The following is a 24,511-nucleotide window of genomic DNA, read 5'->3' as shown; positions in this document are numbered from 1 at the left end:
GCCGCGGCCCCGCGGCGCGAAGATCACACTGCCGCCGGTGTTTCGGATCGAAGAGTACGTGACGGCGATCCCCGAGGCGCGTTTCATGGTGCTTGGTCCGGACGCACGGGTGCGGGTAGCCGACATGGCTGCCGGGGCTGTTATCATACCCGGGCACCCTGAGGGTCTCGCCGCCCTGACGGTCCCATTAGCAGCGCCCCCGGATCACGGCCGCCATTCCGTACCGGGAATGAGCGGTATGGGCCCCTGGATCCCAGCCAACCCCTGGCGAGCCTACAAGGACACACGGCCTATGGTGGCGACTCGGACAGTCGGCAGACACATCTTGACGATGGGGCTGTAGAATCTCCGTTCCCCAGTAGGTGAGATCGATCAGCGCCACCATGACCGACTTTGCAGAACCCCCCGAGCACCTGCGTAGCATATTACAGAGTGCGCTGGCGGAGGGTGATTTCGCGCGCGTTCGCGCCGGTCTGTCGGACCTGCACCCTGCCGAGATCGCGGATCTACTGGAATCGCTGCCGAGCGAGCGGCGCGCCGAGGTATGGACTCGGATCCCATCGGAACGCCAGGGCGCGGTCCTATCCCATGCCCAGGACGCGGTGCGCGCGAGCCTGCTCGAGGACATGGACCCGGCCCAACTCACGGCCGTCACGGAAGCGCTCGAGACCGACGATGCGGCCGACCTTCTCCAAGGCCTTTCGGAAACGCTTGCAGAGCGCGTGTTACGTTCCATGCACGAGCAGAATCGTGCGCGGATCGCCTCGGTATTGTCCTACCCCGAAGACACGGCCGGTGGTCTCATGAACATCGACACCATCACCGTGCGCAGCGACGTTCACCTGGACGTCGTGGTGCGCTATCTACGCTGGCGCGCCGATCTCCCGGATAAGACCGACAGCTTGATGGTCGTGGATCGGGACAATCGATATCAAGGTGTGTTACCGCTCACCACCCTCCTGATCCACGGCCCGGAACGCACCGTCGGAGAGGTGATGACGCAGGGGCTTCCGGCGATCCCGGCCCATCTTCCGGCATCCGAGGTGGCCAAGCGCTTCGAGCAGCATGACCTCTTATCGGCGCCTGTGGTGGATACCCAGGGCAGATTGGTCGGGCGGATCACGATCGACGATGTGGTGGACGTGATCCGCGAGCAAGGCGATCACTCGCTCATGAGCCTCGCGGGTCTGGACGAAGAGGACGACATATTCGCGCCGATCACGGTCACCGCCCCACGGCGGGCTCTGTGGCTCGGGGTCAACGTGGTCACGGCGCTGCTGGCCGCCTGGGTAATCGGCCATTTCGAAGCGACCATCGAAAAGATCGTGGCGCTCGCGATCCTGATGCCGGTGGTCGCGAGCATGGGCGGGATCGCGGGCAGCCAGACACTGACGATCGTGATCCGCGGGTTGGCGCTCGGTCAGGTCGGACGCGACAATTCCCGCGCGCTCTTGCGCAAAGAGATCGCTGTCGGGATCTGCAACGGGATCCTCTGGGCGAGCGTCGTCGGCCTAGTCGCGGCCAATTGGTTCAAGGACGCAGGACTAGGCGCCGTCATCGCCCTCGCGCTCATCACCAATCTGCTCGCGGGCGCGCTGGCGGGCACCCTGATCCCGTTGACGCTCAAACGCCTCGGTATCGACCCGGCGCTGGCCGGCGGGCTTTTCCTGACCACGGTTACCGATGTGGTGGGGTTTACCGTCTTCCTCGGCCTCGCGACGCTGTTCCTGATCTGACGGCCGTCTCGAAGAGCACACAACTCCCTTCCCCCACGGGGCCCGAAATCTTCGGCGATCCCCTACCCCTATGACAGCGAAAGGCCGTGACAGGGATAGGGGACAATAGGACTCCTATCGAGAGCCGCTAGCGCTTCGCCGTATTGGCCGCGACCCGCAGCTCATCGGCGCTCTTCCCACTGGACAGGGCGTCTTTGAACCACAAGGGTTGGCGCCCAGTCCCCGCCCAAGTCTGCGACGAGTCTTTCGGATTGACATACTTGGGTGGCCGCTTGGCCATCCGGCCGGTCGTTTTCCGAGTCGTTCTCCGCGGGCTCTTGTTGCCGGCGAGATCGCCGATCGACATTCCCACGGAGGCCGCCAGCTCGCGTATCTTGGCGAGCACCCGTTTCGTGTCCCCCGAGCTCCGCCGCTTCATCTCCGTGTCGAGGCGCTTGGACAGGCTCGCAAGCTCGGTGGGGGAGAGTTTCGCTACGTTCACTTTCTCAGCCATAGTATCCTCGTGTTCAAGGGTTGTCTTGGTGTTCAAGGGACGTTCACTTCGCAAAAGAGGTCCCCGATAAAGAGTGTAGCATTAGTTAATAGTACTTTACCACATCCCGTCACAAGATCTTTGCAATGGGTTCCCCGGACCGCCGGCGAGGCGTTTCCGACCGTGGTGATGCGGGATATTCGGGAAACCCGTCCCTAGCTCGCATTTCTCACCACCGCCCTACTGCGGCCGTCGATCCGCTTGGCCTGGCGGTCCGTCTTTGCGCTGCGCAATCCTGCTCCACGCAAAGCCCAGTGCGGTCATCCGTGGCCGCCCGCTCGGCGGGCCTGTCGTCCACCGGACGACAGCCTTTTCCGCCTCGCCCCTCAAGCCGGCTTGACGAATTGTCAGCTACGCCTTCGCCGTCTTTCAGTCCGTGCGGCCCGCCAGGCCGGCGCCTCGGCGCCCTCGTAACGGCCAGTGGTGAGAAATGCGGGCCAGCCCCGTAACCCGCCCGCGTACCATTCTCCGTCCGGGCCCTGCGCCGGCCCACCGAGGACCATGCCTCGTCCAGCCTCCGGCCCAATCCGAAGGCGCGCCGCGGTGCGCGGCTCGGTTAGAATGGGCGAAAAACCGCGAGCCCCGCGCCCGTCGTAAGACGTCCGAGGGAAGACGGCCCGTTCTCCGGTGGGCCCGACGGTCCTAGATCCCTCCCGCCGCGGCGACAGCGGCGTTCGGGCCTCCTCGTCTTTCCATGGATCCGAGCCCCCTTCCCCGGCATTTCCCCGGCTCGGGCGGAGAAACGCACGAGCACTGAGATCCGCTTCGACCGACTGTAAAGGACGACCGACAAGATGAGAAAACGCCAGCTCGACGGGATCCGCTTCGTCTTGTTCCTGATGGTGTTCGCCACCCACTACGCGAGTGATCCGCTGGAGGTGGGCTACCTCGGGTATGCCTTGCCGGTGTTCTTCGTGATGAGTGGATTCCTGATCACGAACGTCCTACTGTCCACCGATCACCCGCGGCTCCTCAAACGCCTGGAGGTGTTCTACGTCCGTAGGATCCTGCGGATCTGCCCGGCGTACTACCTCGTGGTGGTCCTATTGATCGCGATGGGGCTTGTGAGGTATCCGCTCGCTTACCTCGGGTACGTGCTGAACATCAAGCTGTTCGTCGCGAGCCTGGGCCCGTTCGCGGAGTTTCAGCAGTGGTTCATGGAGGCGTGGAGACGGCAGTCCGTGCACCTGTGGTCATTGAGTGTCGAAGAGCAGTTCTACATCGTCTACCCGTTGCTCTTGTACCTGACGCCGGTCCGGTGGCGGACGGGGATGCTGGTCACTGTCCTCTTCATGAGCATCGCCGCGCGGGTGTGGCTCATGGCGCGTTACCCACGGTCGTTCTATGGGACGCTCTTGCCCGTATGCGCCGAGTACTTCGTGTGGGGGTGCCTGTTCTCATGGCTCGAAAGTCGGCGCCGATTGACATGGCTGTGGCCGTCGTGGGCGCTCTGGGTCGGGCTTTTCTCCGTGGTCCTCCTGGTCGCGATCGAGTTCCACTTCGGGCAGAGCGGCTTCTTGCAGTTCTCCGTATCCAACTATCAGACACCGATCGCGGCCGCGATGGGGTTCTTCATCTGGGGGCTGTGGTCGGTAGACGAGACCCATATCGTGGCACGGGCGCTCAGCTTCAAGCCATTCGTCTATTTCGGGGAGATGAGCTATACCCTGTACCTGGTGCACTTGATCGCTTGGGATCTGTTCTCCGCCACGGGGATCGTCCTGCCGTTCTCCCCGCAGACCAATGGCCTGATCGGCGGCTTTGCCCTGTCGCTCTTGATGGGCATGGCCATCTGGCACGGGTTCGAGAAACCGATCTACGGTCTCAGGCGCTATCTGCCTTACTCTAAGACCGGCGTTTAGGGACGGGCGGGGCGCGCGCCCGGGTCACGGATCGCGAGCGCCGCGTCTACGGGCCGGTCGCGGGTATACATCAGGTAGCCCACCAGCATCTCGTCGTAGTCCTTGAGACCCCAGCGGACCTCCTTGGAAGGATCGGGGTTCAAAGGATTCCGATCGGAATTGTCGAAGCCCGCCTCGACGGCGATGCGCGTACCTTTCGGCAGGGCCTTGGGGGTCGCGAGACGGTACACGGTCTGCCAGCTGAAGGAATAGTGGGGCACCGAGAGCAAGGCCTCCACACGTCCATCGGGATAGCGGGCCTCATAGCGGAAGTGGCTGCCGCGATAGTGCATGTGCGGGTAGAAGGCGTGTAGGGTCACATCCTCCTTCAACAAGACCTCGGCCTGTTCTCGATGATCGGGCGCCTGTGGGGGGATGCGTATGCGCATGTTAGCGGCACTCGCGACGGCGTATTCGCGCGACGGGGGTTGGTCGTGGAAATAGAGCGCGAGCCTCGGCCGGTCGCTCCGCGGATGTCCCACGGTGACATAATGGAGCTGAAAGACGAGCGTGGCGCCGGCCGGCAGCAACTGGCCGGAGCCGTCGGGGAAAGGAGTGGCCCTGAATCCGGGCACGTAGGCCGTGAAGAAACCGTTGCGCCCTTCGAGCCACTTCGGCTCTCGGGCCTTCAAACGCTCTGGATATTGCACGAACACGAACCCGTGGTGCATGACCCCCGCGTCGCTCGGTTGCAGGTGCGCCGCGCGCACCCACACATCGCGGTCGATAGGAGCGGCGATCTTGAGCCAGCGATAGGGCAGCACCCCTTGCGCCGGCAGCCTCTGGGTGGGGAGATCGATTACGGCGTCCGGTTCCCCCAGAGGCCAGCCGGTATCGCCTTTGGGGGGGTCTGCGAGCAGGGGATCGGTCTCGCTGGAATGGGGCGCCCCGGCGTTTATCCAGTATACCAGCGTGCGCTTTTCTTCGACCGTCAGAGAGAGGTCCGGTGAGAATACCCCGATCTCGGGATCGGCGTGCCAGGGCGGCATGCGGCGATTCATGATCACCTCGCGTATCATCGCGGTCCACCCCTTGACGGTTTCATAGCGGTCCATGACCCACGGGGCACCGCCGCCCGGCCGGTGGCAAGACACACATTTGGCCCTCAACACCGGCACCACGTCGCCCTCGTAAGAAACGGGGCCGGCCTTGGCGTCCGCGAGGCCTGCTATGAGACAGCCGGCGCCCGCGGGTGCGGAGGCCGCTATCGGATCTCCGTCCAAAAGGGCCTCGATGGCGTCCTTCAAGTACTCGCGCGTCGCACGCGGTCGCTCTCCCTCGAAACCGACTCGGTCATCGATCGGGCCGCGGTAGCGGACCGTCCAAGTCGCGGGATCGATGAGGATGGCCTCGCCCGTCCGCGTCGCTCCGAGGCCTTCCATCACCAGTTGGCTCTTATCTTTGAGGATCGGGATATCGATCCCCAGGCGTTCCGCCTCGGTCTTCAAGTCGCCACGGTCGTCCTGGGGATTGGCATTCAACAGAAAGAAGCTCACGCCCATGTCGTGGTAGCGGTCGCGCAGCGTCTCGAGGCTCGAGAGGCTCTGCCGAACGACGGAGCAGCCCAGGCCATGGCTATAAAAGACGATAGCTTTGGCATGTCCTTCTGCGAAGAGGCGATGGTAGTGACCGTCGGCATCGAGGAGGGCGAAGTCGCCGATGGCGGGTCCGTCTGCGCGTGGGGGAGGGGTCCGACCATAGAAAAGCCACGCGGTGCACAGGGCGCCCAAGGCCGCGGCGGCCATCAGGAGCACCAAGGTTCGGAGCGGGCTCATCACGGCTATTATCGTTCTTATCGTCGGCCGTATACTGTGCGACCAGGGCGCTCCAGGGGCATTGTATTAAATTAATACGATTCCGTCGGCGCTGCAAGGGATCGAGACCGCCGCGATCCGCAACCCCACCACGGCCCAGGGACACTCATTTGATCGAGCCCGAGACCACGATTTCCCGTGCCGCCCCGGCGCTGCTCCGCACCCTGTTCCTGCATCACGACGGGATCGTGGTAGGGGCGACCTTGGCGGCGCTGGGGCGGTCCGGCGTACTGGCGTTATTGCTGCGCGAGGGGCGTGTCGCGATGCACGAGATCCTGCGTGCCTGTCCGGCGAGGCCCGGTTATCTGCACGTGGCGCTGCGCTGCCTCGCGCTCCAAGGCTGGCTCGAACGCGAGGGTGAACCGGCGAGCGACGCCATGGTGTTTTCCGTGACACCGCGCGGGAGGCACGCCTCGGCCGCCTTCGACGTGTACCGGGAGGTCGCGGCCTTCGTCTATTCCGGCGTTCCCTTTTCCCGGTACCTCTTTGGCCAGCGCAGTGTGATCCACACCGGTGTGATCCAGGCCGGTGTGATCGAGCGTGAAGTGATCGACCCCCCCTTCGAGCGCTACGCCGAGTTGGTCGCCCGGAGCGCGCAGGGTTACGGGCTCGCCAGCGAGGAATTCGAGACCATCCGCGCCCACCTGGACGGCATGCTTGCCGGCCCCTCGATGATCGCCTTGAAGCAGCGCGGTCTCCTGGCCCATGGCGAATTTCGTTTCCCCGCGGGTGGCATGACGCGGGATCGCCTGTCGGTCGTGCTCGCGCTCTTGCAGCACCTCGGTTGGGTCCGGCGGGAACCATCTTTGACTCATGGGTCTTTGACTCATGGGGACGCTTGGAGCTTTACCGAAAAAGGTAGAGTGGCCTGCGAGTTCACGCTGCACTATGGCCTCACCCTCTCCTACCTGCCGCTGTTCTGCCAACTCCCCCGGCTCCTGTTCGATTCGGTGAAGAACGTCACTCACCGTGAACCCGGGCAGGAGGAGACGCATGTCGAGCGTACCCTCAACGTGCTCGCGAGCGGGGTGGCCCACCGGCGTTACTTCGAGGACGCCGATGCGATCATCCGCGAGGTCTTCAACCGCGAGCCCATCGCCGAGCAAGCGCGTTTCGTCGCGGACATGGGCTGCGGGGACGGCGTGTGGCTCGACAGGATCTACCAGCTCGTCTGCCGCGAGACATTGCGCGGCGAGAAGCTCGACGAGCATCCCCTGGTCATGGTCGGCGCGGATTACAACGTGAGCGCCCTCGCGGTCGCGCGCCGGCGTCTCGAGGCCGCCGGCGTGCCGCACATCGCGCTATTCGGCGACATCACCGATCCGGAAAATTTTGCCGCGGCGCTTCGGGAAGTCGGGCTCGCGATCGAGGACGGCCTGCACATCCGCGCCTTCATCGACCACAACCGCCGCTACACCGAGCCCCGCGAGCAGGCGCCCAAACTCTCTCTCTATCCTCGCCGAGCGATGTCCACCGGCGCCTACGCGGACGAGGAAGGCCGGGCGATCCCGAACGCCTTGCTCGAACAGAACCTCGTGGAGCACCTGAGGCGCTGGATCCCGTATACCAAGCAGCACGGGCTCATCATCATCGAGGCCCACGATGTGGCGCCGGAGATCGCCTGGCGCTACGGCGGCTGCACGCACGCGACGGCCTTCGACACCTACCATGGCTACTCCAACCAGTATCCGGTCGACTTCGACGCCTTCATGAGCCTCGCGGAAGAGGCCGGGCTCCGATCCATCCCTTACCAACACAAGGTCTATCCCTCGCGCCTGCCATTCGTGGCGATTAGCTTGAATCGCTTCAAGACGTCCGATCCGGGGTGGCTCCAAACGCTCAAGCCTTGTGTCCGGCACAATGCTGGTGAATTTAGAAACCTCCCCCTTGGAGAGAGCGGGCAGGGTCAGGGTAGAGCGCCCGGAGGCTGCGACGACTCTAGAGGGTCAAAGGATGTTCCGACCGCTCGACCCCCATCCCAACCTTCCCCGTGCCAGAAATATCTAAATAAGCAGGGGGAAAGAGCAGAAAAGCCTGAGTCAACCACATTGGGCATCCCAGAGGAGCACCCCGGCTGGCGGCCGGATGGCTCGGAGGATCGGGAGGACGGCGAGACCTTGCACCGGTTTCTCTATCGGGACGGCGGCATCGAGCATCCGCGACGCTGGTGTTTCGCGAGCACCGGTGCCCTGGTCGCGGCGATCCTGGATGAGGTCGAGCGGCGCTTGGCCGGGATCGAGTCCGCGCCCCGGACCGGGCGCGCCCTGCGCCTCGTGGACTACGGGGCCGGTACCGGACTTGCGACACTGGAGCTGATCCACGGCCTCGCGGACAAAGGTCTCCTGAAACGCTTCGACACCCGCGGCATCGCCTTCGAGTTGCTGGTGCTGGACCTGCCCTCGGGCTGGTTCGCCAAAGCCCACGAACTGCTCGAGGGGCTGCCCTTTGTGCGTTTCGAGTCCCTCAAGGACGCCGCGACCGGCCGCATCCGCCGGCTTTCCGAGATCGTGGCGGTAGGGGCTCCCTCCCGTGCCCGCCCTCAGCGCGCGTCCGGTCGTATCCGGCTCTCGGAGATCGGGGGCCCGGAGGGCGTCGATGTGGTTTTCGCCAGCATGGTCCTGCACCTGGTGCAACCCAAGGCCCTGCCGGCCCTGGTCGACGGCATCGCCGAGGCGTTGAAGCCCGATGGCGTGTTCTTGTGGAACTCGCCGGACACGGCACCGGCACCCGCCGATGCCTGTGTGATCCATGCCGCGAATCGTCTATTGCGTGGGGTGATCGCCGAGGTCCTGGATGACGAGCGACGTTTGCCTGCGATCATCGCGAAGCTACCCGAAGCGGAGCGCGCGCTCTATCACGCCCTGCCGGCCCGCATTCGGGAGATCACGAAGCGTCTCACCGCCAGCGAGCGCGCCCGCCTCCGGGCGCTGGGCGACAAGCAGGTGCTGCCGGTCCCGACCGACGTCTCCGAGATCCACACACAACTCTGCAGGCGCTTTTTCGGTGCTACCTCGACCGCGATGTCGGTCTTGAGTGAGGAAGATGTCATCGCCCTGGCCCTCCTGCCCGCCAATCAGCGCTACTTCGCCGAGGTGCCCGAGCGCGACTGCCGCGAGGAATTGATCCGCCTGCTGCTTCGCGCGGAGGTCCTCCCCAGACTCCGCGCCGGTCCGGCAGGACATCCGACCGGCCTCAATCTCCATTGGACCTTTGGGCACTACGCCAAGGGCACGGAGTGAGCGACGGCGCAGCGGTCGCCGGGCACGCCACGGACGAACCTCGGCTCGATCGCAGGACCGGCACCGGCCCGTGAGATGGCTCCATTGCACACTGTTGCACCGATACCACTTGCGCGCCGTCCAATGTTGTATTATATAGACGTATGAGGGCAGCGCATGCCGAAGAGCGCCGAGGCGCGAAGGGACCCGTATCCCCCTGATGTCCCTAGCGCAGGGGTGGGGGTGTGGTTCAGCGTATAGGTATATCTATGAGTATGTCGAGGGGAACATCACCGTGAACAAGAGACTCTGTTTGAGGACCGCTGCATTGACGCTACTAAGCCCCTTCGCCGCGTTCGCGGACGACGCCACGGGGCCGACCGTTTGGGACGGCTTCTCGGGCTGGCTCTCGCCGGACTGGAGACAGGACTTCTCCGCGACCGTGGGGGTCAAGATCTGGATCAGTGACTGGCAACGGGACAGCTTCCTGTCGACCGTCCTTGAGACACCCGGTACGATCGCAGCACCAGGGGACGTCTTCGTTGAATCAAGTGACACCGCCCCCGACAATCAGGAATCGGACATACAGCCGGTACCGATCCCTCAGATCAGCGCCAGGTACAAGTGGCTGTTCGTGACCGGCAGCTATTACGCCAAGACCGGGTTTGACTTCGATGATTTGGAGGCCACGACATCGGCGTTCGTGGACACGGACGGCGATGGTAGTGCCGATGCTGGAGCCGTAAACACCGCAGTGTTTTCAACGTCGGGTGATCGCTATGAGTGGGATGTCTCGGGCGGCGTTTATATCCACCCTTACGTCGCCCTCTTGGGTGGTTACAAGAAGGTGCGCCAGGAGATCGATTTCTTCGTGACCCAGGAAACCCTAAACCTCAGCACAGGAGAAACCCGAACCGACTTCTCCAGACAGTTCAGCGACATCGATATCGAGGGGCCGACCATCGGCATCGCCGCATCGGTGCCCATCGGCCGCGGGTTCGGAGTATACGCGAGCTATGCCCATGGGTTCATGGATGCGGAGATCCGGGATGTGAACCGCACTACTGGCAGTGATTTTCGGGGGCCGGATCTCGATGCCACATATGATGTCGCAGAGCTCGGCTTCTCGTACACCCACGGGACACAGGGTCTGGCTCCCCATATGCCGCTATCCGCCGCCACCGTGTACGCTGGCTACCGGTACCAGAACATCAGCACCGAGTTCGATGAGCCAACCCAGGACCGTTCCGACGTCACCAAGGGCTTTGCGGTCGGTGTGAACTTCACGTTTTAGGGGAAGGTCGGGTGGTCAGGGGGGCGGTGCCCGCCCTCGGGGATCTCGGTCCTCGCATGTCCGAGTTCTCCCGCGAGTCGCGGAGTGTTTTCCCGGTCCCCTCCCCTGCGCGGAGCGGGGGAGGGTTAGGGTGGGGGTAAAGGCGCCGCGGCCGGGACAGGGTTTGGTCAACAGGGATAGGCCTAACCCCCACCACGACCCTCCCCCGTCCGCGAAAAGCGCGGACAGGGGAGGGAGATAGGGGTGTCTCTAGCGCAGGAAGCGTGAACTTACCGAGGCACCCGATAGGTCTTGAGGTGCGCGGCGAGATTGGTTTAGCAGAGCAACCTATCTCATTGTCGTTGGCGAGGATCCGCTGGAGGGGCGACGTGAGTTTTACAAGGAACGAACATCGAGGGGGGCTGAGGGCGATGCCATCGGCTTCGACGTGGGTGGCCTGCCGGGCACTGCTCTTCCTGGTTGCGGTCTTTGCGGCCGGCGGGGGCCAGGCCGCGAACAGCAACTGCGTCGGCTCTTGCGCCAACGCCGGCACCTTTCTCCGGGCGTCCCAGGTCCAGCGCATCATCGCCCAGGCCGTGGCCGAGGCCCGGGCGCGCAACCGCCGGGCCACCATCGCGGTGGCGGATCGCGTGGGCAACGTTCTGGCCGTGTTTCAGATGAACGGGGCGCCGCCGTTCGCCCGCATTACGTCCGGTCGGTTCAGCAAGCGGCGGCCGCCGCCCGGCGCCGCCGGGCTCGAAGAGATCCAATTACCTATCCCTGGGGCGCCGCCCGGGGTCCCGTCTTCTTTTGCGGCCATCTCGAAGGCCATCACCGCGGCCTATCTGTCGAGTGAGGGGAACGCCTTCAGCACCCGCACGGCCAACCAGATCGTGCAGGAGTTCTTCAATCCGGGGGAGCGCGGCCAGCCGTCGGGGCCTTTGTTCGGTGTCCAGTTCAGTCAGCTCCCCTGCGGGGACCTGGTCCAGCAAGGCGAGGCGGTCGGCATCGGACCGCGCCGCTCGCCCCTGGGCCTGTCCGCCGATCCCGGTGGCTTGCCGCTCTTCCTCAGGGGCACCCCGGTGGGCGGGATCGGCGTCATTGCCGACGGGATCTACGGCGTCGATGCCAACATCTTCGATGTGGATCAGAGCGTCGACGAGCTGATCGCGCTGGCCGGCACGGTGGGCTTCGACGCCCCCGAGAACCGGCGGGCGGATCGTATCGCCGTGGGAGGTCTCCTGCTCCGCTTTTCCGATGCGGACGCCGGCGATCTGCTGTCCGATCCCGGATCGGCGCCCGCCTTCAGCCGCATCGACGGGCGGCTGGGCACGCTGGTCACCGCGGGCGGGTTCTACCCAAGTCCCCCGGTCGTGCGGCGCGGTACCGCGTTCGGCCAGCGGGCATCGGGGATCATACCGGCCGACCGGGTGAGGCCCCCCTTGTTCGGCCGAGGATTGGACGCCTTCGTGCTCGCCGACCGGCGTTTCGTCAACCGCTTCCCGCCCATCGCCGGTGCCTTGAACGACGGGCAACACCTGGCCGCGAGCGAGGTCCGGACGCTCTTGCGCGAGGGTATCAAGGTCGCGAACAGCGCGCGCGCCAATATCCGCCAGCCGAATGGCAGCCAGGTCCGGGTCACGCTCTCGGTGGTCGATGTCGAGGGCACCATCCTGGGTGTCGCCCGCACCCGCGACGCCCCGATCTTCGGAATCGACGTCTCCTTGCAGAAGGCGCGCGCGGCGGCTTTCTTTTCGAGCCCGGATGCCGCGGCCAGCCTAAGCGCCGCCAACTCGACCCTGGCAGGGTATGTCCGTGACTCACAGGCGTTTGTGGACCCGCCGTTCCGCGGCCTTGTCTTCGCGGACGGGGTGGCCTACAGCAACCGCGCGATCGGTAACATCGCGCGGCCGTTCTTCCCGGACGGCGTGGAAGCGGGACCGACCGGCCCATTGAGCAAGCCGGCCAAGAGCAGTGGTCCCTTGCGGGGCAGTTTTCGGCCGGGCGTCAACGAGTGGAGCCCCTTCAATGTCGGCATCCAGTTGGACCTGGTGGCGGTAGACGTCCTCGGGTCCCTGTTGAACCCGCCGAACTCGATCCGGGACTGCGGGACGTCGAATGCCCCCTCGATTGGCTTGGGTCGGCTCGCCAACGGCATCCAGATCTTCCCGGGCAGCGTGCCCATCTTCAAGAGCGGGGCGCTAGTGGGGGCCCTCGGGATCTCGGGCGACGGCGTAGACCAGGACGACATGGTCGCCTTCCTCGGCGTCAACAACGCCAGCGTGGCGCTGCGGGGCCGGATCAAGAATGCGCCGAAGGGCCTACGCGCCGACCGCGTGCGCATTACCCAGGGCGGCAGCCAGGCCCTGAGACTGCGCTATGTGCAGTGCCCGGTGGCCCCCTTCATCGGCAGCGACGTACAGACACCATGCAAAGGCAAATAACGGATGGCGGGATCGCTCGCCGAGCACGCCCCTGGGGCTTTGCGGCTCTGCCGCTCGTGTTGTTTGGCGTCCAGCCGGCATCGCCTGACGAAGCCGCGCCCGGGGTCCCGGAGGGTCGTACGACGGTATCGGATGCGCAAGAGGCCTCGACCGGGCGCTTGTTGGCCCAGGCGTCACGCCGCTTTCCCGGCGCGTTAGAGGGGACTGCCCCCACTCCCGCGCCCGCAGCACCGCCCGCCGCGCCCACAGGCGAGGAAGAACGCCCTCGTCCAGGCGCACAACCCGAGCCGCCCGGCCCACAGGACGCAGAGTTGCCGGACCCGAACCGGGCGACCGGCTTGGAGCGCATCCCGCTTCCGGCGCCGGCCGCACCCAGCGATTTCCTGCCGATCCCGGACCGCTGGCGCCTGGCCAAGGACCTGGGTCTCGTGAAGGAACCCTGGTATGACCCCTACAACCGCAACATCCTGAAGTCCGACCGCCCCTTCTACCGCGATTGGTTCTTCAACGTGAGCGTCATCAACGACATGACCACAGAGCTGCGGCGCGTGCCGACGCCGGTCGCACCCCAGGTGAGCCGCGGCGGCGATGCCCTCGACACCTTCGGGGACAGTGATCAGTTCCTGTTCAACAATAACTTGATCCTGGCCCTCATCCTCTTTAAGGGCGACACGGTGTTCCGTCCCCCCGACTACGAGCTCCACATCACGCCGGTCTTCAACTTCAACCACACCGAGGTGGAGGAGCTGCGGGTGCTCAACATCGACCCGCGCGAGGGGGAGACCCGCGATGACGCCCATCCCGGGATCCAGGAGTTGTTCCTGGACGTGCATCTCCGCAACGTCTCGGACCGCTTCGATTTCGACAGCGTGCGCTTCGGGATCCAGCCGTTCTCCACGGATTTCCGCGGTTTCCTGTTCCAGGACAACCAGCTCGGGGTACGGCTCTTCGGCACCCGCGACAACAACATCTGGCAGTACAACCTGGCCTGGTTCCGGCGCCTGGAGAAGGACACCAACAGCGGTCTCAACGACATCTCCGACGAGCTCCGCGAGGACGATGTCGTGGTCGGCAATCTCTACCGCCAGGACTTCCCCTTCCTCGGGTATACCTCCCAGGGGATCTACGCCTACAACCGCAACCGCGAGGGCGACGACGGTCTCCTTTTCGACGACAACGGGTTTCTCGCGCGGCCCGCGACACTCGGTACCGAACGCGGCCGTGATTACGACGTGCACTATCTGGGTTACAACGGCGACGGACATATCGGGCCGGTGAACCTCACGACGTCGTTCTACTATGCCCTCGGCGACCAGCCGCGCAACGCCTTCAACAATCAATCCACCGACATCCGGGCCTGGTTCCTGGCCGGCGAGGCCTCCCTGGACATCGATTGGATCCGGGTACGGGCCTCGGCGCTCTACGCCACCGGCGATGACGACCCCTTCGACGATACCGACGAGGGCTTCGACGCCATCTTCGAGAACCCGATCTTCGCAGGCTACGACACGAGCTACTTTATCCGTCAGGCCATTCCACTCATCGGGGGGGGAGGGGTCCAGTTGACCGGCCGGAACTCGGTGCTTCCCTCGCTCAGGTCGTCGAAGGAGCTCGGCCAATCGAACTTCGCCAATCCCGGTGTCGAGCTCTACGGGCTGGGTGCCGACTTCGACATCCTCCCGGAGCTGCGCCTCTCGACCAACTTCAACAAGCTGTTCTTCGACGAGACCTCGGTCCTGGAGCAGTTGCGCAACCAGAGGCGGGTCGATTCCGATATCGGCTGGGACCTCTCGGCGGCCATCATCTACCGCCCGTACTTTACCCAGAACATCGTGTTGCGCCTCTCGGGCGCGATCCTGGTCCCGGGCCAGGGCTTCCGCGATCTCTTCCCGGAAGAGAGCTTCGCGGACGAGATCCCGTTCTCGGTGCTCGGCAACTTTGTTTTTACCTTTTAAGGCGTTTTCACCGATCAGGCGAGGGCGGCGAACGTGATGATCGAGACACACTGGCGGGCACTCTACGGCGCACTCGTCGCCCTGGCCTTGGTGGCCGTGACGTCGGCGGCGTATGCCGCGGGTGGCGAAACCCCCCGGTCGATTACCTATCCACCGACGCCCGATGCCCCCGCCCAGCAGACCGAGGCCGCGGCTCGATCGAAGACCGAAGGCTGTCTGACCTGCCACGAAGAGACCGACCAGATCTCGATGCACGAGAATCCGGGCGTGATCCTCGGCTGCACGGATTGCCATGGCGGCGACACATCCGCGCGTAAACCCGCCGGCAGTAAGCCCGGCGACCCCGCTTACCGGGCCGCACTGGACCAGTCCCATGTGCAGCCCCGCTACCCGCGATTCTGGCAATACCCCAAGAGCGCGACCCCACCCCGCTCCTATACGATGCTCAACCAGGAGAGCCCGGAGTTCATCCGCTTCATCAACCCGAGCGATTACCGGGTGGCGCGCGAGGCCTGCGGTGCCTGTCACCTGCCCGAGATCCTGGCCGCGGAACGCAGCATGATGACGACCGGGCCCATGTTGTGGGGCGGGGCGGCGTACAACAACGGGATCCTGCCCTTCAAGCGCTATGTGGTCGGCGAATCGCACCAGCCCCTCAAAGGCGAAGACCGCGCCCGGGCCGAATCACGCGGCGATCCTCTTACGCTCGGGACCATCATGGAGAGTGCGACGGACGTGACCCCCGCCATGGCGGCGCGCGGGGTCCTGCCGAGCCTCGCGCCGCTGCCCATGTGGGAGGTGCTCCCGCCGGCGGATGTGTTCCGCATCTTCGAGCGCGGCGGGCGCAACATCGGGAACATTTTCCCGGAGACCGGCCTGCCCGATGCGCTCGGTCAATTGCAACGCCTGGAGGAGCCGGGACGGCCCGACACCCGTCAATCGAACCGCGGGCCGGGCACCGGCGCGCGCATCGCGGTGCCGGTCATCAACCTCCACAAGACGCGCCTGAACGACCCCCTGGCCGGGCTCATGGGGACCAACGACCAGCCGGGCGATCACCGCGCCTCGGGCTGCGCCTCGTGCCATGTGATCTACAGCAACGACCGCGATCCGCGCCATTCCGGGCCGTATGCGCGCCAAGGTCATGACGGCACCACGGTGACGGTGGACAAGACCATCCCCAAGGGCGAGAGCGGCCATCCCTTGAAACACGAGTTCACGCGTGCCATCCCGTCCAGCCAGTGCATGATCTGCCACATGCACCAGCCCAATATGTTCGTGAATAGCTATCTGGGTTACACGATGTGGGACTACGAGGCGGATGCCCCCAAGATGTGGCCCAAGGATCAGCTCTATGTGAGCAGTTGGGACGCGGGGTTGCTCTCCGGCGTCGATCCCAAGCAGATCATCGGGCACCAGAAGGCCTTTGAGATCACCACGCGCAACCCCGAGGAGGCGGCCATGCGCGGCCTCTGGGGCGATGTCGATTTTCTCAAGACGGTCTGGGACCGGAACCCGGAGATGAAGGACACCCAGTTCGCCGACTACCACGGCCATGGCTGGAATTTCCGCGCCGTCTACAAGCGCGATCGCCGCGGGCATCTCCTCGACAAGGACGGCAAGCGGGTGTCCGACCGGGACCCCGCGAAGTTTCGAAAGGCGGTGCATCTGTCCTCCGTGCACGTCGATGTCGGCATGCACTGCATGGACTGCCATTTCTCCCAGGACTCGCACGGCAACGGGCACCTCTATGGGGAGGTCGCCCAGGCCATCGAGATCGACTGCCAGGACTGTCACGGCACGACCGATCACTACCCCAACCTGCGCACCAGCGGTCCCGCGGCGCCCCAGGGCGGGAATGATCTGAGCCTCATCCGCAACCAGGACGGGCGCCCGCGTTTCGAGTGGCGGGCGGGGAGCCTGTACCAGCGTTCGGCGCTCGATCCGTCCAAGGAATGGCGGCTCTCGCTCGTCAAGGACACGCTCGATCCGGTGCACCCCGATTACAACGCGAAGGCCGCCCGTGCCAAGACGGTTACCAAAGGGACCTCCATGGCCTGGGGCCCGGACGTGAAACCCGCCGACCGCGCCCACAAGAACGAGGACATGACCTGTTTCACCTGCCACAGCTCCTGGGCCACGAGCTGCGGCGGCTGTCACCTGCCGATCCAGGCCAACTGGAAGACCAGGCGCCTGCATTTCGACCACGAGGAGGCGCGCAACTATGCGACCTACAACCCGCAGGTGGCCCGCGACGACATGTACCAGCTCGGGAAGCACGGTCCGGTCAAGGGCGGGCGTATCGCCCCGGTGCGCTCCTCCTCGGCGCTCATCTTGTCCTCGCGCAACGCCAACCGCGAGCTCATTTACATCCAGCAGCCGCCGGTCTCGGCCAGCGGTTTCAGCTCCCAGGCCTTCGCGCCCCATTTCCCGCACACTGAGCGCAAGACCGAGACCAAGACCTGCACCGATTGCCATATCTCCAAGGACAACGACAACAACGCCATCATGGCGCAGTTGCTCCTTCTCGGTACCAACTTCGTGAACTTCGTCGGCTACAACGCCTGGACCGGGACCGAGGACAGGATCGAGGCGGTGCGCGTGACCGAATGGGACGAGCCGCAGGCCGTGGTCGGGAGTTATCTCCATAAATACGCCTATCCCGATTGGTATCGCAAGCACGAGGCGAAGGGCCGGGTGCTGCAGGAGGCCTATGACAAACGCACGGGCGATCGGGTCGGCTGTCTGCAGCTACGCGGCGAGTACCTGTACGTGGCCCAGGGGGACGAGGGCTTCGAGGCCTACGATGTCGCGAACATCGCCAACAAGGGTTTCTCGGAGCGCTTCATTACTGCGCCCTTCTCCCCGCTCGGGCACGACACCCAGATCGACACCGAGGACGCCACCTGCGTGGCGCTCCCTACCACCCAGCCCATCCACCCGGATCGGCGCAACCTACCGGGCTTCGAGATGAGCGGCGAGGAAATGAGCCGTCTCATGAACGAGACCAATATGGAGCAGCCGTTCCATCCGATTTACAACTACGCGCTCGTCACGGATTCCAAAGAGGGTTTGATCCTCTCCGACGTCAACACCCTGTCCGACCTAGAGCCACGCAATAATGTCCTGGAGCGCGCGCTGACCTGGAACGAGAACGGGATACTGAACGGCGCACGGCACATCACCATCGGTGGCCACTACGCCTACATCGCGGCCGACGCGGGGCTGGTGATACTAGACCTCGACACCCCCTTGCAACCCAAGGTGGCGGCGACGGTGACGATCGCCGACATGCGCTCCAGCGCCCTGCAGTTCCGTTATCTCTTCGTCCTCGACGGCACCGGCCTGCGCGTCGTGGACGTGAGCAATCCGAGGAAGCCGAGCGTGGTGGAGGCGGCGCACGTGCCCCTGCGGGACGCTCATCGGATCTATGTCGCCCGGACCTATGCCTATGTGGCTGCCGGCAGCGAGGGGCTCGCGATCCTCGACGTGGAGCGCCCCGAGGCACCCAAGGTCTATGCGATGTACAACGCCGGTGGCGCGCTCGACGACGCGCGCGATGTCGTGGTCGCGAGCACCAATGCGAGCCTGTTTGCCTATGTCGCCGATGGCAAGAATGGCCTCAAGGTCCTGCAACTCACCTCGCCGGACAGCCAGCCGCGTTTCTACGGTTTCAGCCCCGAGCCCCATCCCGAGCTCATCGCCACGTATCCGACCTCGAGCCCCGCCCTGTCGCTGTCCAAGGGCTTGGACCGGGACCGCGCCGTAGACGAAACCGGCCACCAGATGGCCGTCTTCGGCCGCATCGGCTCGCGTCCGTTCAATCTCAAGGAAATGCACAAGCTCTATCTCGATCCCCAAGGCAAGCCCTGGTCCGTGACTGACGAGATCGAGCGCGACCAGTTCCGGCACGGACCCGGGGACCGACTGCAGCAAGTGCGCGCCCCTTAGATTCTCACACATCCAATGTCGTACAGAACCACTTCAACAAGTCCGGCGGTCCCTTCTCTTTCAGAGAAGGTCACGATGAGGGGAAGCACGCCGGCGCACTCCCGGTAGCCAGCGAAGGAGAGGTTTCCGGTCCCCTCCCCTGCGCGGAGCGGGGGAGGGGTAGGGGGGTGAAGGCGCCGCGGCCGGCAAAGGGTTTTTGCCCGCGCATAGGCCTGACTCGCACCCCATTTGCCTAGCCTCGGGCCCCTTTGATCCGCTGGCTCTGCCGACATAAAGGGGGTACTATAACTTGGCAAGTGCTTGGCGTGGCCGACTGGGCTCTCGTATATTGATCCACAATACAGCCTTGTGACGCAGAAGAAACGCACCTTTTAGGGGGTCTACTTCTAGTTGGGCTTCGAAGCGAACGATGAGGAGATTAACCATGCACACTTTCGCACAGAAACCGAAGGCAACTCAGCAGACTACGTCTACCAAGTCTACGATACCCGGTCGGGCACAGTTTGGGCAAAGCCGTGAGGTGAACTCGATCCTTCACTTGCAGCGCACGATTGGAAATCAAGCGGTGCAGCGGATGTTGCAGACTAATGCTGAAGAACTCGAAGTAGGGTTGGCCAGTGCGGCCTCACCTCGCTTCGCGCACGATTTCAGCCAAATACCGCTACATCCTAAGTCGCCGACAAACGTCCAGGCAAAGCTCACGGTAGGTCCCCCCGGAGACATTTACGAGAAGGAAGCAGATTACGTCTCCGAACAGGTGATGCGCATGCCTGAGCCTCAGCTACAGCGCATTTGGCGAGGGATGTCGACGGAGCAACGAGACCAGGAACACGAACATTTGCAGACTAAGCGCATGGAGTCAAGCGACTTAGGACAAACTGCAGCACCGCCTATCGTCCACGAAGTATTGGGCTCACCTGGTCAACCTCTCGATCCGACGGCTCGTGCCTTTATGGAGCCGCGTTTCGGACAAGACTTTAGTAGGATTCGAATTCATAATGATTTACGCGCAACAGAGTCGGCGCAAGCGATAGACGCACTTGCCTATACACTTGGGGAGCATATTGTTTTTGGTGCGGGTCAGTACGTACCCAATACCAGCGATGGGAAGCAGTTGCTATCTCACGAACTGACGCACTCGATGCAACAGCATCATGGTCAAATTCACCGCAGGCCCCGTAGTGTCAAGATAGGCAAGCCTACAATAAGTACCGATTATGAACAGGCACGGCTTAAAGCCCGGGAGATTGCGGAACTCATCAATACTGGCAAGTGGAAACAGGACAACAACGAGCAGTTAGCGCATTGGTTGGAATTCTTCGAAGGCATCGCTCTGCAAAGTTTCATTAGTGAACTTAAGACGCGATTGGAAAGGAGATTACCGAGTTTGAGAGTGAGGGGAAGGAACACCCCGATATATTTGCTACATCAACCGAAGCCTATCTTATTATACCCACGTCAGAAGCCAAGGTTGCCCGAGGTGGATTTAAGGTCGCGTGGTTTGCACAGATATTTGAAGAAACCAGTGAATCAACCAGTGTTGAGGTATATACCGATCTGTCTGCTAGCGCCGGAGTGAGCCTCGAATTACCAATCGCGAAAGTGGCGAAGTTTAAGTTCGGGGTAGAAGCAAAGAGAGGCCGAAAGACAGCAGAAAGAGAGGAAGAAAAAACGGCGAGCAGAAGTGGTAGAACGATCTCGCGGTCTTTTACGATCCAAAAGCTGGAGCGCGAAGTGATGAACTATCAATATATCAAGACTTATATCGCACCTGCGCCGATTGCTAAAGAAGTTACTCGTACAAAGACTGGACATGGTTCCGAAATTCAGCATGGCTTCCGGATTGTCCCAGATGAGGGAGGCAAACCGTGGGGACCGTTCTGGAATGTTTATTCGGGCTTCGTACAGGTCGAAGGATCAGCGTTACCTGATGTTTGGGAGGTCCTCACGGCGGAACAAAAGAAAATTGCGGAAGACCTCGTGTTTGGCAGGCGCTAGCAGAGCGGTCAAATATAAACACAGATAATCATGCCTAACAACCGCTTGCACAGGACGCTCCTAACGTCGCATCCCTCAAGCAGAACGTTGATATGACTTCCGCCGTCAAGTGTTGGCGAAAACGTGTCCCCGGCCCGTCGTCACGGAGGTTTCTCAGGCCATGGGAAGAGACGGAGCCAGTAAATGCGACGGTTGATCATGCTGATATCCGTGGGTTGGTTACCACCTTACTTGTGTCCGTCGGGCGCCTTCCTCGATCTGGGCACGAGCATCTGTTTCAGGCTCTTAACGTTCACGAGGGTTACGCCAAAACCGGGGCTGCGTCTCTTCCCATGGGCCTGAGCCTTGGGGTAGGGATAAGTTCGTCGTGTAGAGCGACACTTGAACGGCATATGCGGTCCTTGGTTGTTTTATCAAACGATTGCTGTAGCGGACGATCGGGTACGCACCGGGGACTTCCCGGCGCAGTGTGGGCCAGGGGTAAATGAGTGTGGACAAGCGGTGGGCAAGAGGGACCTTGTCCAGCCGCTTGTCCACACGGTCCGCGCTTTTTGCGGACATTCACGCCTGGCCCACACGGAGTCCGGCCACACGTGCCCCGCCCTGCCTCACCGGGTCGCGGCAGGATGAGCCGCGAGGGGCACTTGCCGAGCGATGGCCCACAGGAACGCCGCGAGCTCGCGTGCGATCGCCACGACCACGACGTTGGGATGCTTCCCCTTGGCCACGAGCCTACGGTAGCGCTTGCAAAGGCGCACTTGGGCCTTCCAGGCGATGTCGCGGATCGCTCGGGGGAGGGTCTCTTGACGTTGTTGCATCGGACGGCTCACCTTGGCGTTGTAGCGATAGGCCCAAGCCCCCTCGATGAGGGTACGGCGGGCGTGGGCGTTGCCGGTCTTGGTGATCCCCCGAGCCTGCGGGTGTTGCCGGTAGAATACTCGGAAGGGGTGAGGCCCAGATAACTCATGAGCTGTCTTGGGCTATCAAAACGACTGAGATCCCCGAGCTCTGCGACGGTGCTGAGGGCGACGGTGAACTGGATCCCGCGCAGGGCCTGGAGGGCTTCGACCACGGGATAGAATCGCCAGCCCTTGGCCTTTTCCTGCAGCTCGGTCTCGATGCGCTCCACTCGCTCGTGGGGTTCGTTGACCGCCCGCACGTACTCCTGGAAGACGATCTGCTGGGCGGGAGTGGGACAGACCACCTCGGCGAGCCAGCGAAGATGGGCCGGCCCCCAACTCGCCTTCCCTTCGTAGCGGATATCCTGGCGCAGCAGGAAGGCCTTGAGCCGGTACGTGGCGGCTTTGAGATCGCCTATGGCGTCCTCCCCGCGCACCGGAGAGATCCCGGATGGCCTCGTCCTCGATCTCGGGGACGTAGACCGGGGTGAGGTCCCCCGAGCGCATGAGGTGGGCGAGCTCCGGCATCGCGCCGGTTGGTCTTGACCTTGTCGCCGGGCTTCTTCGGGATGAGCGAGGGGGCAGCCCGCGTAGGCCGGAAGCCCCGCAGGGGGTGTTCCGCCGAATGAATGAAAGTGATAAGGCTCACCGATGCCGGATTACCGCCGTTACCGTGTGCCGGGAGGCACTTACTTTTTCACCATCGCTCTATTAGAGCGCCGGACCGACTTGTTGGTGCGGCATATCGAACCGTTGCGGGAGTGAAGTGCACGCGAGCCGATCGATGGTTCCATATCGATGCCTGAGTCGTGCTTCCCGATCACATGCATTGCGTGATTACCCTACCACCGGGCGATGATGACTTTTCCAATCGCATTAAGGCAATGAAAATTCGTTTTGTGCAGGCGCTGCCGCCAACGGAGGGGCGTTCATCGAATGACGAACGGTGAACGTGGCATCTGGCAACGACGTTTTTGGGAGCATGATTCGGGACGAGGGAGATTATGCGCACCATACGGACTACGTGCTTCAACCCGGCCAAACATGGCTACGTGTCCGGTGGTTGCGCACTGGCCCCATTCGACATTTCATCGATTGTGCTCTCGGCATCGAGCAACAGGCCGAGGTGCTCCTCGAAGCTCAGTGTATCGATATCGGGCACGTGGCGCTGAGCCTCCCATGCGCGAGCCATGCCGGTCAATTGCAGGGCGTGCAGCTTTTCGATCGTGGGATGGGTCAACATGATAACTCTCCTATCGTGGGTATGGGTCAGTGGTAATAACCGGCGCCGCGCACGTTGTCGTGAGGGATCGCCGGGGTGGAAGACGCCGTGGCCGGTAATGGCTCGCCGTCCAAACCACGTTTCAAAATCGACTCGACACTGCTGTGAGCGCCGAGGACGAGAGCGCGCCGGCAGGCCCCCTCCAGACGCGCGACACCGTAGTGCTTACCCAACCGCATGATGCCCAGGCAGGAGCGGAAGCCCTGCTGGGGATGCGCGCGGGTGGTGAGGATGACCTCGATGAGCTTGGCGGTCGCCGCGCCGCTCTTTTCGGCCCAGTCGATGAGCCGCCGCGGTGTCCAGGCGGCGTAGTGCTGATGGGCCTTGGGCATGTGCGCCGTATCGGTGGTGTGTCGCCCTTTCAGATGCGAGCGCACGTGGGAGGCGACGCGTTGGCCGCGGTAGAACAGCTCCCACGGTGTGCGCCGTGACACGTGCGTCCACGACGTGACTGACCAGCGCGTAGGGCACCGAGTAGTAGTGGCGGTCGACCTCGACGTGATAGTCGATATGCACCCGTGGTTGCTGCCACTCGGCGAACACGTATGGCTGTACGGGTAGCGGCTTCATGGCCGGACGGTCGAGCTGTTCGAACAGCATGCGGCGCGAGCCTGGCAGCTTGCGGAACGGACGCCGGTTCAGTGCCAAGAGCAACGCGTCGATCTCGGTATTCAGATCGCCGAGACGGAAGAACGCGTGATGACGCAGGCGCGCCAAGATCCAACGTTCGACCAGGAGCACCCCATTTTCGCATGACTTTACACGATTGAAACGGTCAGGCAGCCTTTTTGAAATCTTCGGAGGCGCTTGTGTGGGTGGGTTCGGCTTCGAGGGTGGTACGCGCGAGCTGCAGCACGTGTTCGACAGGGTTGAGTTTTGAAGCTGTGCGGAAGGGAATAGGCTCATCAGGATGGCGTGTGCCTTGGCACCGTCCGCCGAGCGATTCTGCTGACTGGTCTTGCGGGTGAGGACGGCCGGGCGCATCTGTTGTTCGGCGTGGTTGTTGTAGGGACTGACCTGGTCGTAGTCGAGGAAGGTGAGCATCTCCTGGCGATGGCGCCGCAGGCGTTTGAGGAGGCGCTTGGCATCGGCATCGTCAAAGGAGGAGTCGATGAACGTATCGAGGCGTTGATGAAGTTTCGTTTTGCGGCGGGCGTAGGTCTCGGGATCCCCCAGCTCGTGGCGTCGTTCCCCGAGCCGTATCGAATCCTTGAGCAGACGGGCGAGGGTTTTACGGAAGCGTTTCCACGAGGGGGTGCGGTTGCGCTTGTCGACTTTGATGAGCTCGGTGAAGAGATGAAAGTAGCAGCGCTGTTTGACCAGGGCCTCGATGGCGTTATAGGCACCCAAGAAGTCGGTGATCAAGACGCCGGGGAACAAAGTACCGAGGACCTGCTGGACGACCCCCGCCCCGCGGTGTCTGTCGATAAGGTAGTAGCAATACTGTTTTGTGGCGAACGCCCAGAGCCAGAAGGTGACGCCGTTGATCCGCCAACCGGTTTCGTCGG

Annotated in this window: 12 protein-coding genes and 5 pseudogenes; 11 read left to right on the top strand and 6 right to left on the bottom strand. The window is 63.3% G+C overall.

Annotated elements, in window-relative coordinates; genetic code table 11:
- Both M3461_16225 and mgtE read left to right on the top strand, forming a co-directional pair.
- Positions 1 to 343, top strand: a 343-nt coding sequence (locus tag M3461_16225; GenBank protein ID MDQ3775774.1) for a hypothetical protein, incomplete at its 5' end; no start/stop codon positions are given.
- A 40-nt stretch (positions 344 to 383) separates the two neighbouring features.
- On the top strand, positions 384 to 1,736 hold the full coding sequence (mgtE, locus tag M3461_16220; GenBank protein ID MDQ3775773.1) for a magnesium transporter: 1,353 nt from the start codon (positions 384 to 386) through the stop codon (positions 1,734 to 1,736).
- A gap of 127 nt (positions 1,737 to 1,863) precedes the next feature.
- Here the strand turns inward: mgtE and M3461_16215 are convergent, their stop codons facing one another.
- Positions 1,864 to 2,229, bottom strand: a complete 366-nt coding sequence (locus tag M3461_16215; protein ID MDQ3775772.1) for an H-NS histone family protein — start codon at positions 2,227 to 2,229, stop codon at positions 1,864 to 1,866.
- Between the two features lie 833 nt (positions 2,230 to 3,062).
- On the opposite strand from M3461_16215, the gene M3461_16210 reads away from it, so the two are divergent.
- Positions 3,063 to 4,130: an acyltransferase gene (locus M3461_16210; GenBank protein ID MDQ3775771.1), complete on the top strand. Its 1,068-nt coding sequence runs from the start codon at positions 3,063 to 3,065 to the stop codon at positions 4,128 to 4,130.
- On the opposite strand, the gene M3461_16205 is transcribed toward M3461_16210, so the two are convergent.
- On the bottom strand, positions 4,127 to 5,944 hold the full coding sequence (locus M3461_16205) for a redoxin domain-containing protein (GenBank protein ID MDQ3775770.1): 1,818 nt from the start codon (positions 5,942 to 5,944) through the stop codon (positions 4,127 to 4,129). The two genes, M3461_16210 and M3461_16205, sit on opposite strands and share 4 nt — an antisense overlap.
- Positions 5,945 to 6,093: 149 nt before the next feature.
- On the opposite strand from M3461_16205, the gene M3461_16200 reads away from it, so the two are divergent.
- The 7 genes from M3461_16200 to M3461_16170 all read left to right on the top strand — a co-directional run bounded on the left by M3461_16200 (position 6,094) and on the right by M3461_16170 (position 20,822).
- Positions 6,094 to 9,222, top strand: a complete 3,129-nt coding sequence (locus M3461_16200; GenBank protein MDQ3775769.1) for a class I SAM-dependent methyltransferase — start codon at positions 6,094 to 6,096, stop codon at positions 9,220 to 9,222.
- 199 nt (positions 9,223 to 9,421) lie between these two features.
- Positions 9,422 to 10,495, top strand: coding sequence for a hypothetical protein (locus tag M3461_16195; GenBank protein MDQ3775768.1), 1,074 nt, complete (start codon positions 9,422 to 9,424; stop codon positions 10,493 to 10,495).
- Between the two features lie 410 nt (positions 10,496 to 10,905).
- Positions 10,906 to 12,918 carry a heme-binding protein gene (locus tag M3461_16190; GenBank protein ID MDQ3775767.1) on the top strand — a complete coding sequence of 671 codons (2,013 nt, stop codon included), beginning with the start codon at positions 10,906 to 10,908 and terminating at the stop codon, positions 12,916 to 12,918.
- Positions 12,903 to 14,873, top strand: a complete 1,971-nt coding sequence (locus M3461_16185) for a hypothetical protein (GenBank protein MDQ3775766.1) — start codon at positions 12,903 to 12,905, stop codon at positions 14,871 to 14,873. Before M3461_16190 ends, M3461_16185 begins: the two co-directional genes overlap by 16 nt.
- Before the next feature lie 36 nt (positions 14,874 to 14,909).
- On the top strand, positions 14,910 to 18,824 hold the full coding sequence (locus tag M3461_16180) for a hypothetical protein (GenBank protein ID MDQ3775765.1): 3,915 nt from the start codon (positions 14,910 to 14,912) through the stop codon (positions 18,822 to 18,824).
- Between the two features lie 424 nt (positions 18,825 to 19,248).
- The gene (locus M3461_16175) at positions 19,249 to 20,403 is read left to right on the top strand and encodes a DUF4157 domain-containing protein (GenBank protein MDQ3775764.1); all 1,155 of its coding nucleotides are present in this window, start codon (positions 19,249 to 19,251) and stop codon (positions 20,401 to 20,403) included.
- Positions 20,400 to 20,822, top strand: coding sequence for a hypothetical protein (locus M3461_16170; protein ID MDQ3775763.1), 423 nt, complete (start codon positions 20,400 to 20,402; stop codon positions 20,820 to 20,822). Before M3461_16175 ends, M3461_16170 begins: the two co-directional genes overlap by 4 nt.
- Positions 20,823 to 21,430: 608 nt before the next feature.
- On the opposite strand, the pseudogene M3461_16165 reads toward M3461_16170, so the two are convergent.
- Positions 21,431 to 22,304 (bottom strand): annotated as a pseudogene (locus M3461_16165) (IS110 family transposase).
- A gap of 68 nt (positions 22,305 to 22,372) precedes the next feature.
- On the opposite strand from M3461_16165, the pseudogene M3461_16160 reads away from it, so the two are divergent.
- Positions 22,373 to 22,816 (top strand): annotated as a pseudogene (locus M3461_16160) (transposase).
- A gap of 1 nt (position 22,817) precedes the next feature.
- On the opposite strand, the pseudogene M3461_16155 reads toward M3461_16160, so the two are convergent.
- The 3 pseudogenes from M3461_16155 to M3461_16145 form a co-directional block, all read right to left on the bottom strand.
- Positions 22,818 to 22,964 (bottom strand): annotated as a pseudogene (locus M3461_16155) (ATP-binding protein).
- A gap of 26 nt (positions 22,965 to 22,990) precedes the next feature.
- Positions 22,991 to 23,753 (bottom strand): annotated as a pseudogene (locus M3461_16150) (IS21 family transposase).
- 231 nt (positions 23,754 to 23,984) lie between these two features.
- Positions 23,985 to 24,491, bottom strand: a pseudogene (locus tag M3461_16145) (transposase).
- Positions 24,492 to 24,511 lie beyond the last annotated feature (20 nt).

This window comes from Pseudomonadota bacterium (assembly GCA_030860485.1).
Lineage (GTDB): Bacteria > Pseudomonadota > Gammaproteobacteria > JACCXJ01 > JACCXJ01 > JACCXJ01.
The sequence above is the reverse complement of the archived record's forward strand: the minus strand, read 5'-3'. Positions and strand labels throughout refer to the sequence as shown.

Coding starts and splice junctions, on each gene's coding strand:
- mgtE (MDQ3775773.1), top strand. CDS start 384: ATGACCGACTTTGCAGAACCCCCCGAGCACCTGCGTAGCATATTACAG.
- M3461_16190 (MDQ3775767.1), top strand. CDS start 10,906: ATGCCATCGGCTTCGACGTGGGTGGCCTGCCGGGCACTGCTCTTCCTG.
- M3461_16210 (MDQ3775771.1), top strand. CDS start 3,063: ATGAGAAAACGCCAGCTCGACGGGATCCGCTTCGTCTTGTTCCTGATG.
- M3461_16185 (MDQ3775766.1), top strand. CDS start 12,903: ATGCAAAGGCAAATAACGGATGGCGGGATCGCTCGCCGAGCACGCCCC.
- M3461_16215 (MDQ3775772.1), bottom strand. CDS start 2,229: ATGGCTGAGAAAGTGAACGTAGCGAAACTCTCCCCCACCGAGCTTGCG.
- M3461_16175 (MDQ3775764.1), top strand. CDS start 19,249: ATGCACACTTTCGCACAGAAACCGAAGGCAACTCAGCAGACTACGTCT.
- M3461_16195 (MDQ3775768.1), top strand. CDS start 9,422: ATGTCCCTAGCGCAGGGGTGGGGGTGTGGTTCAGCGTATAGGTATATC.
- M3461_16180 (MDQ3775765.1), top strand. CDS start 14,910: ATGATCGAGACACACTGGCGGGCACTCTACGGCGCACTCGTCGCCCTG.
- M3461_16205 (MDQ3775770.1), bottom strand. CDS start 5,944: ATGAGCCCGCTCCGAACCTTGGTGCTCCTGATGGCCGCCGCGGCCTTG.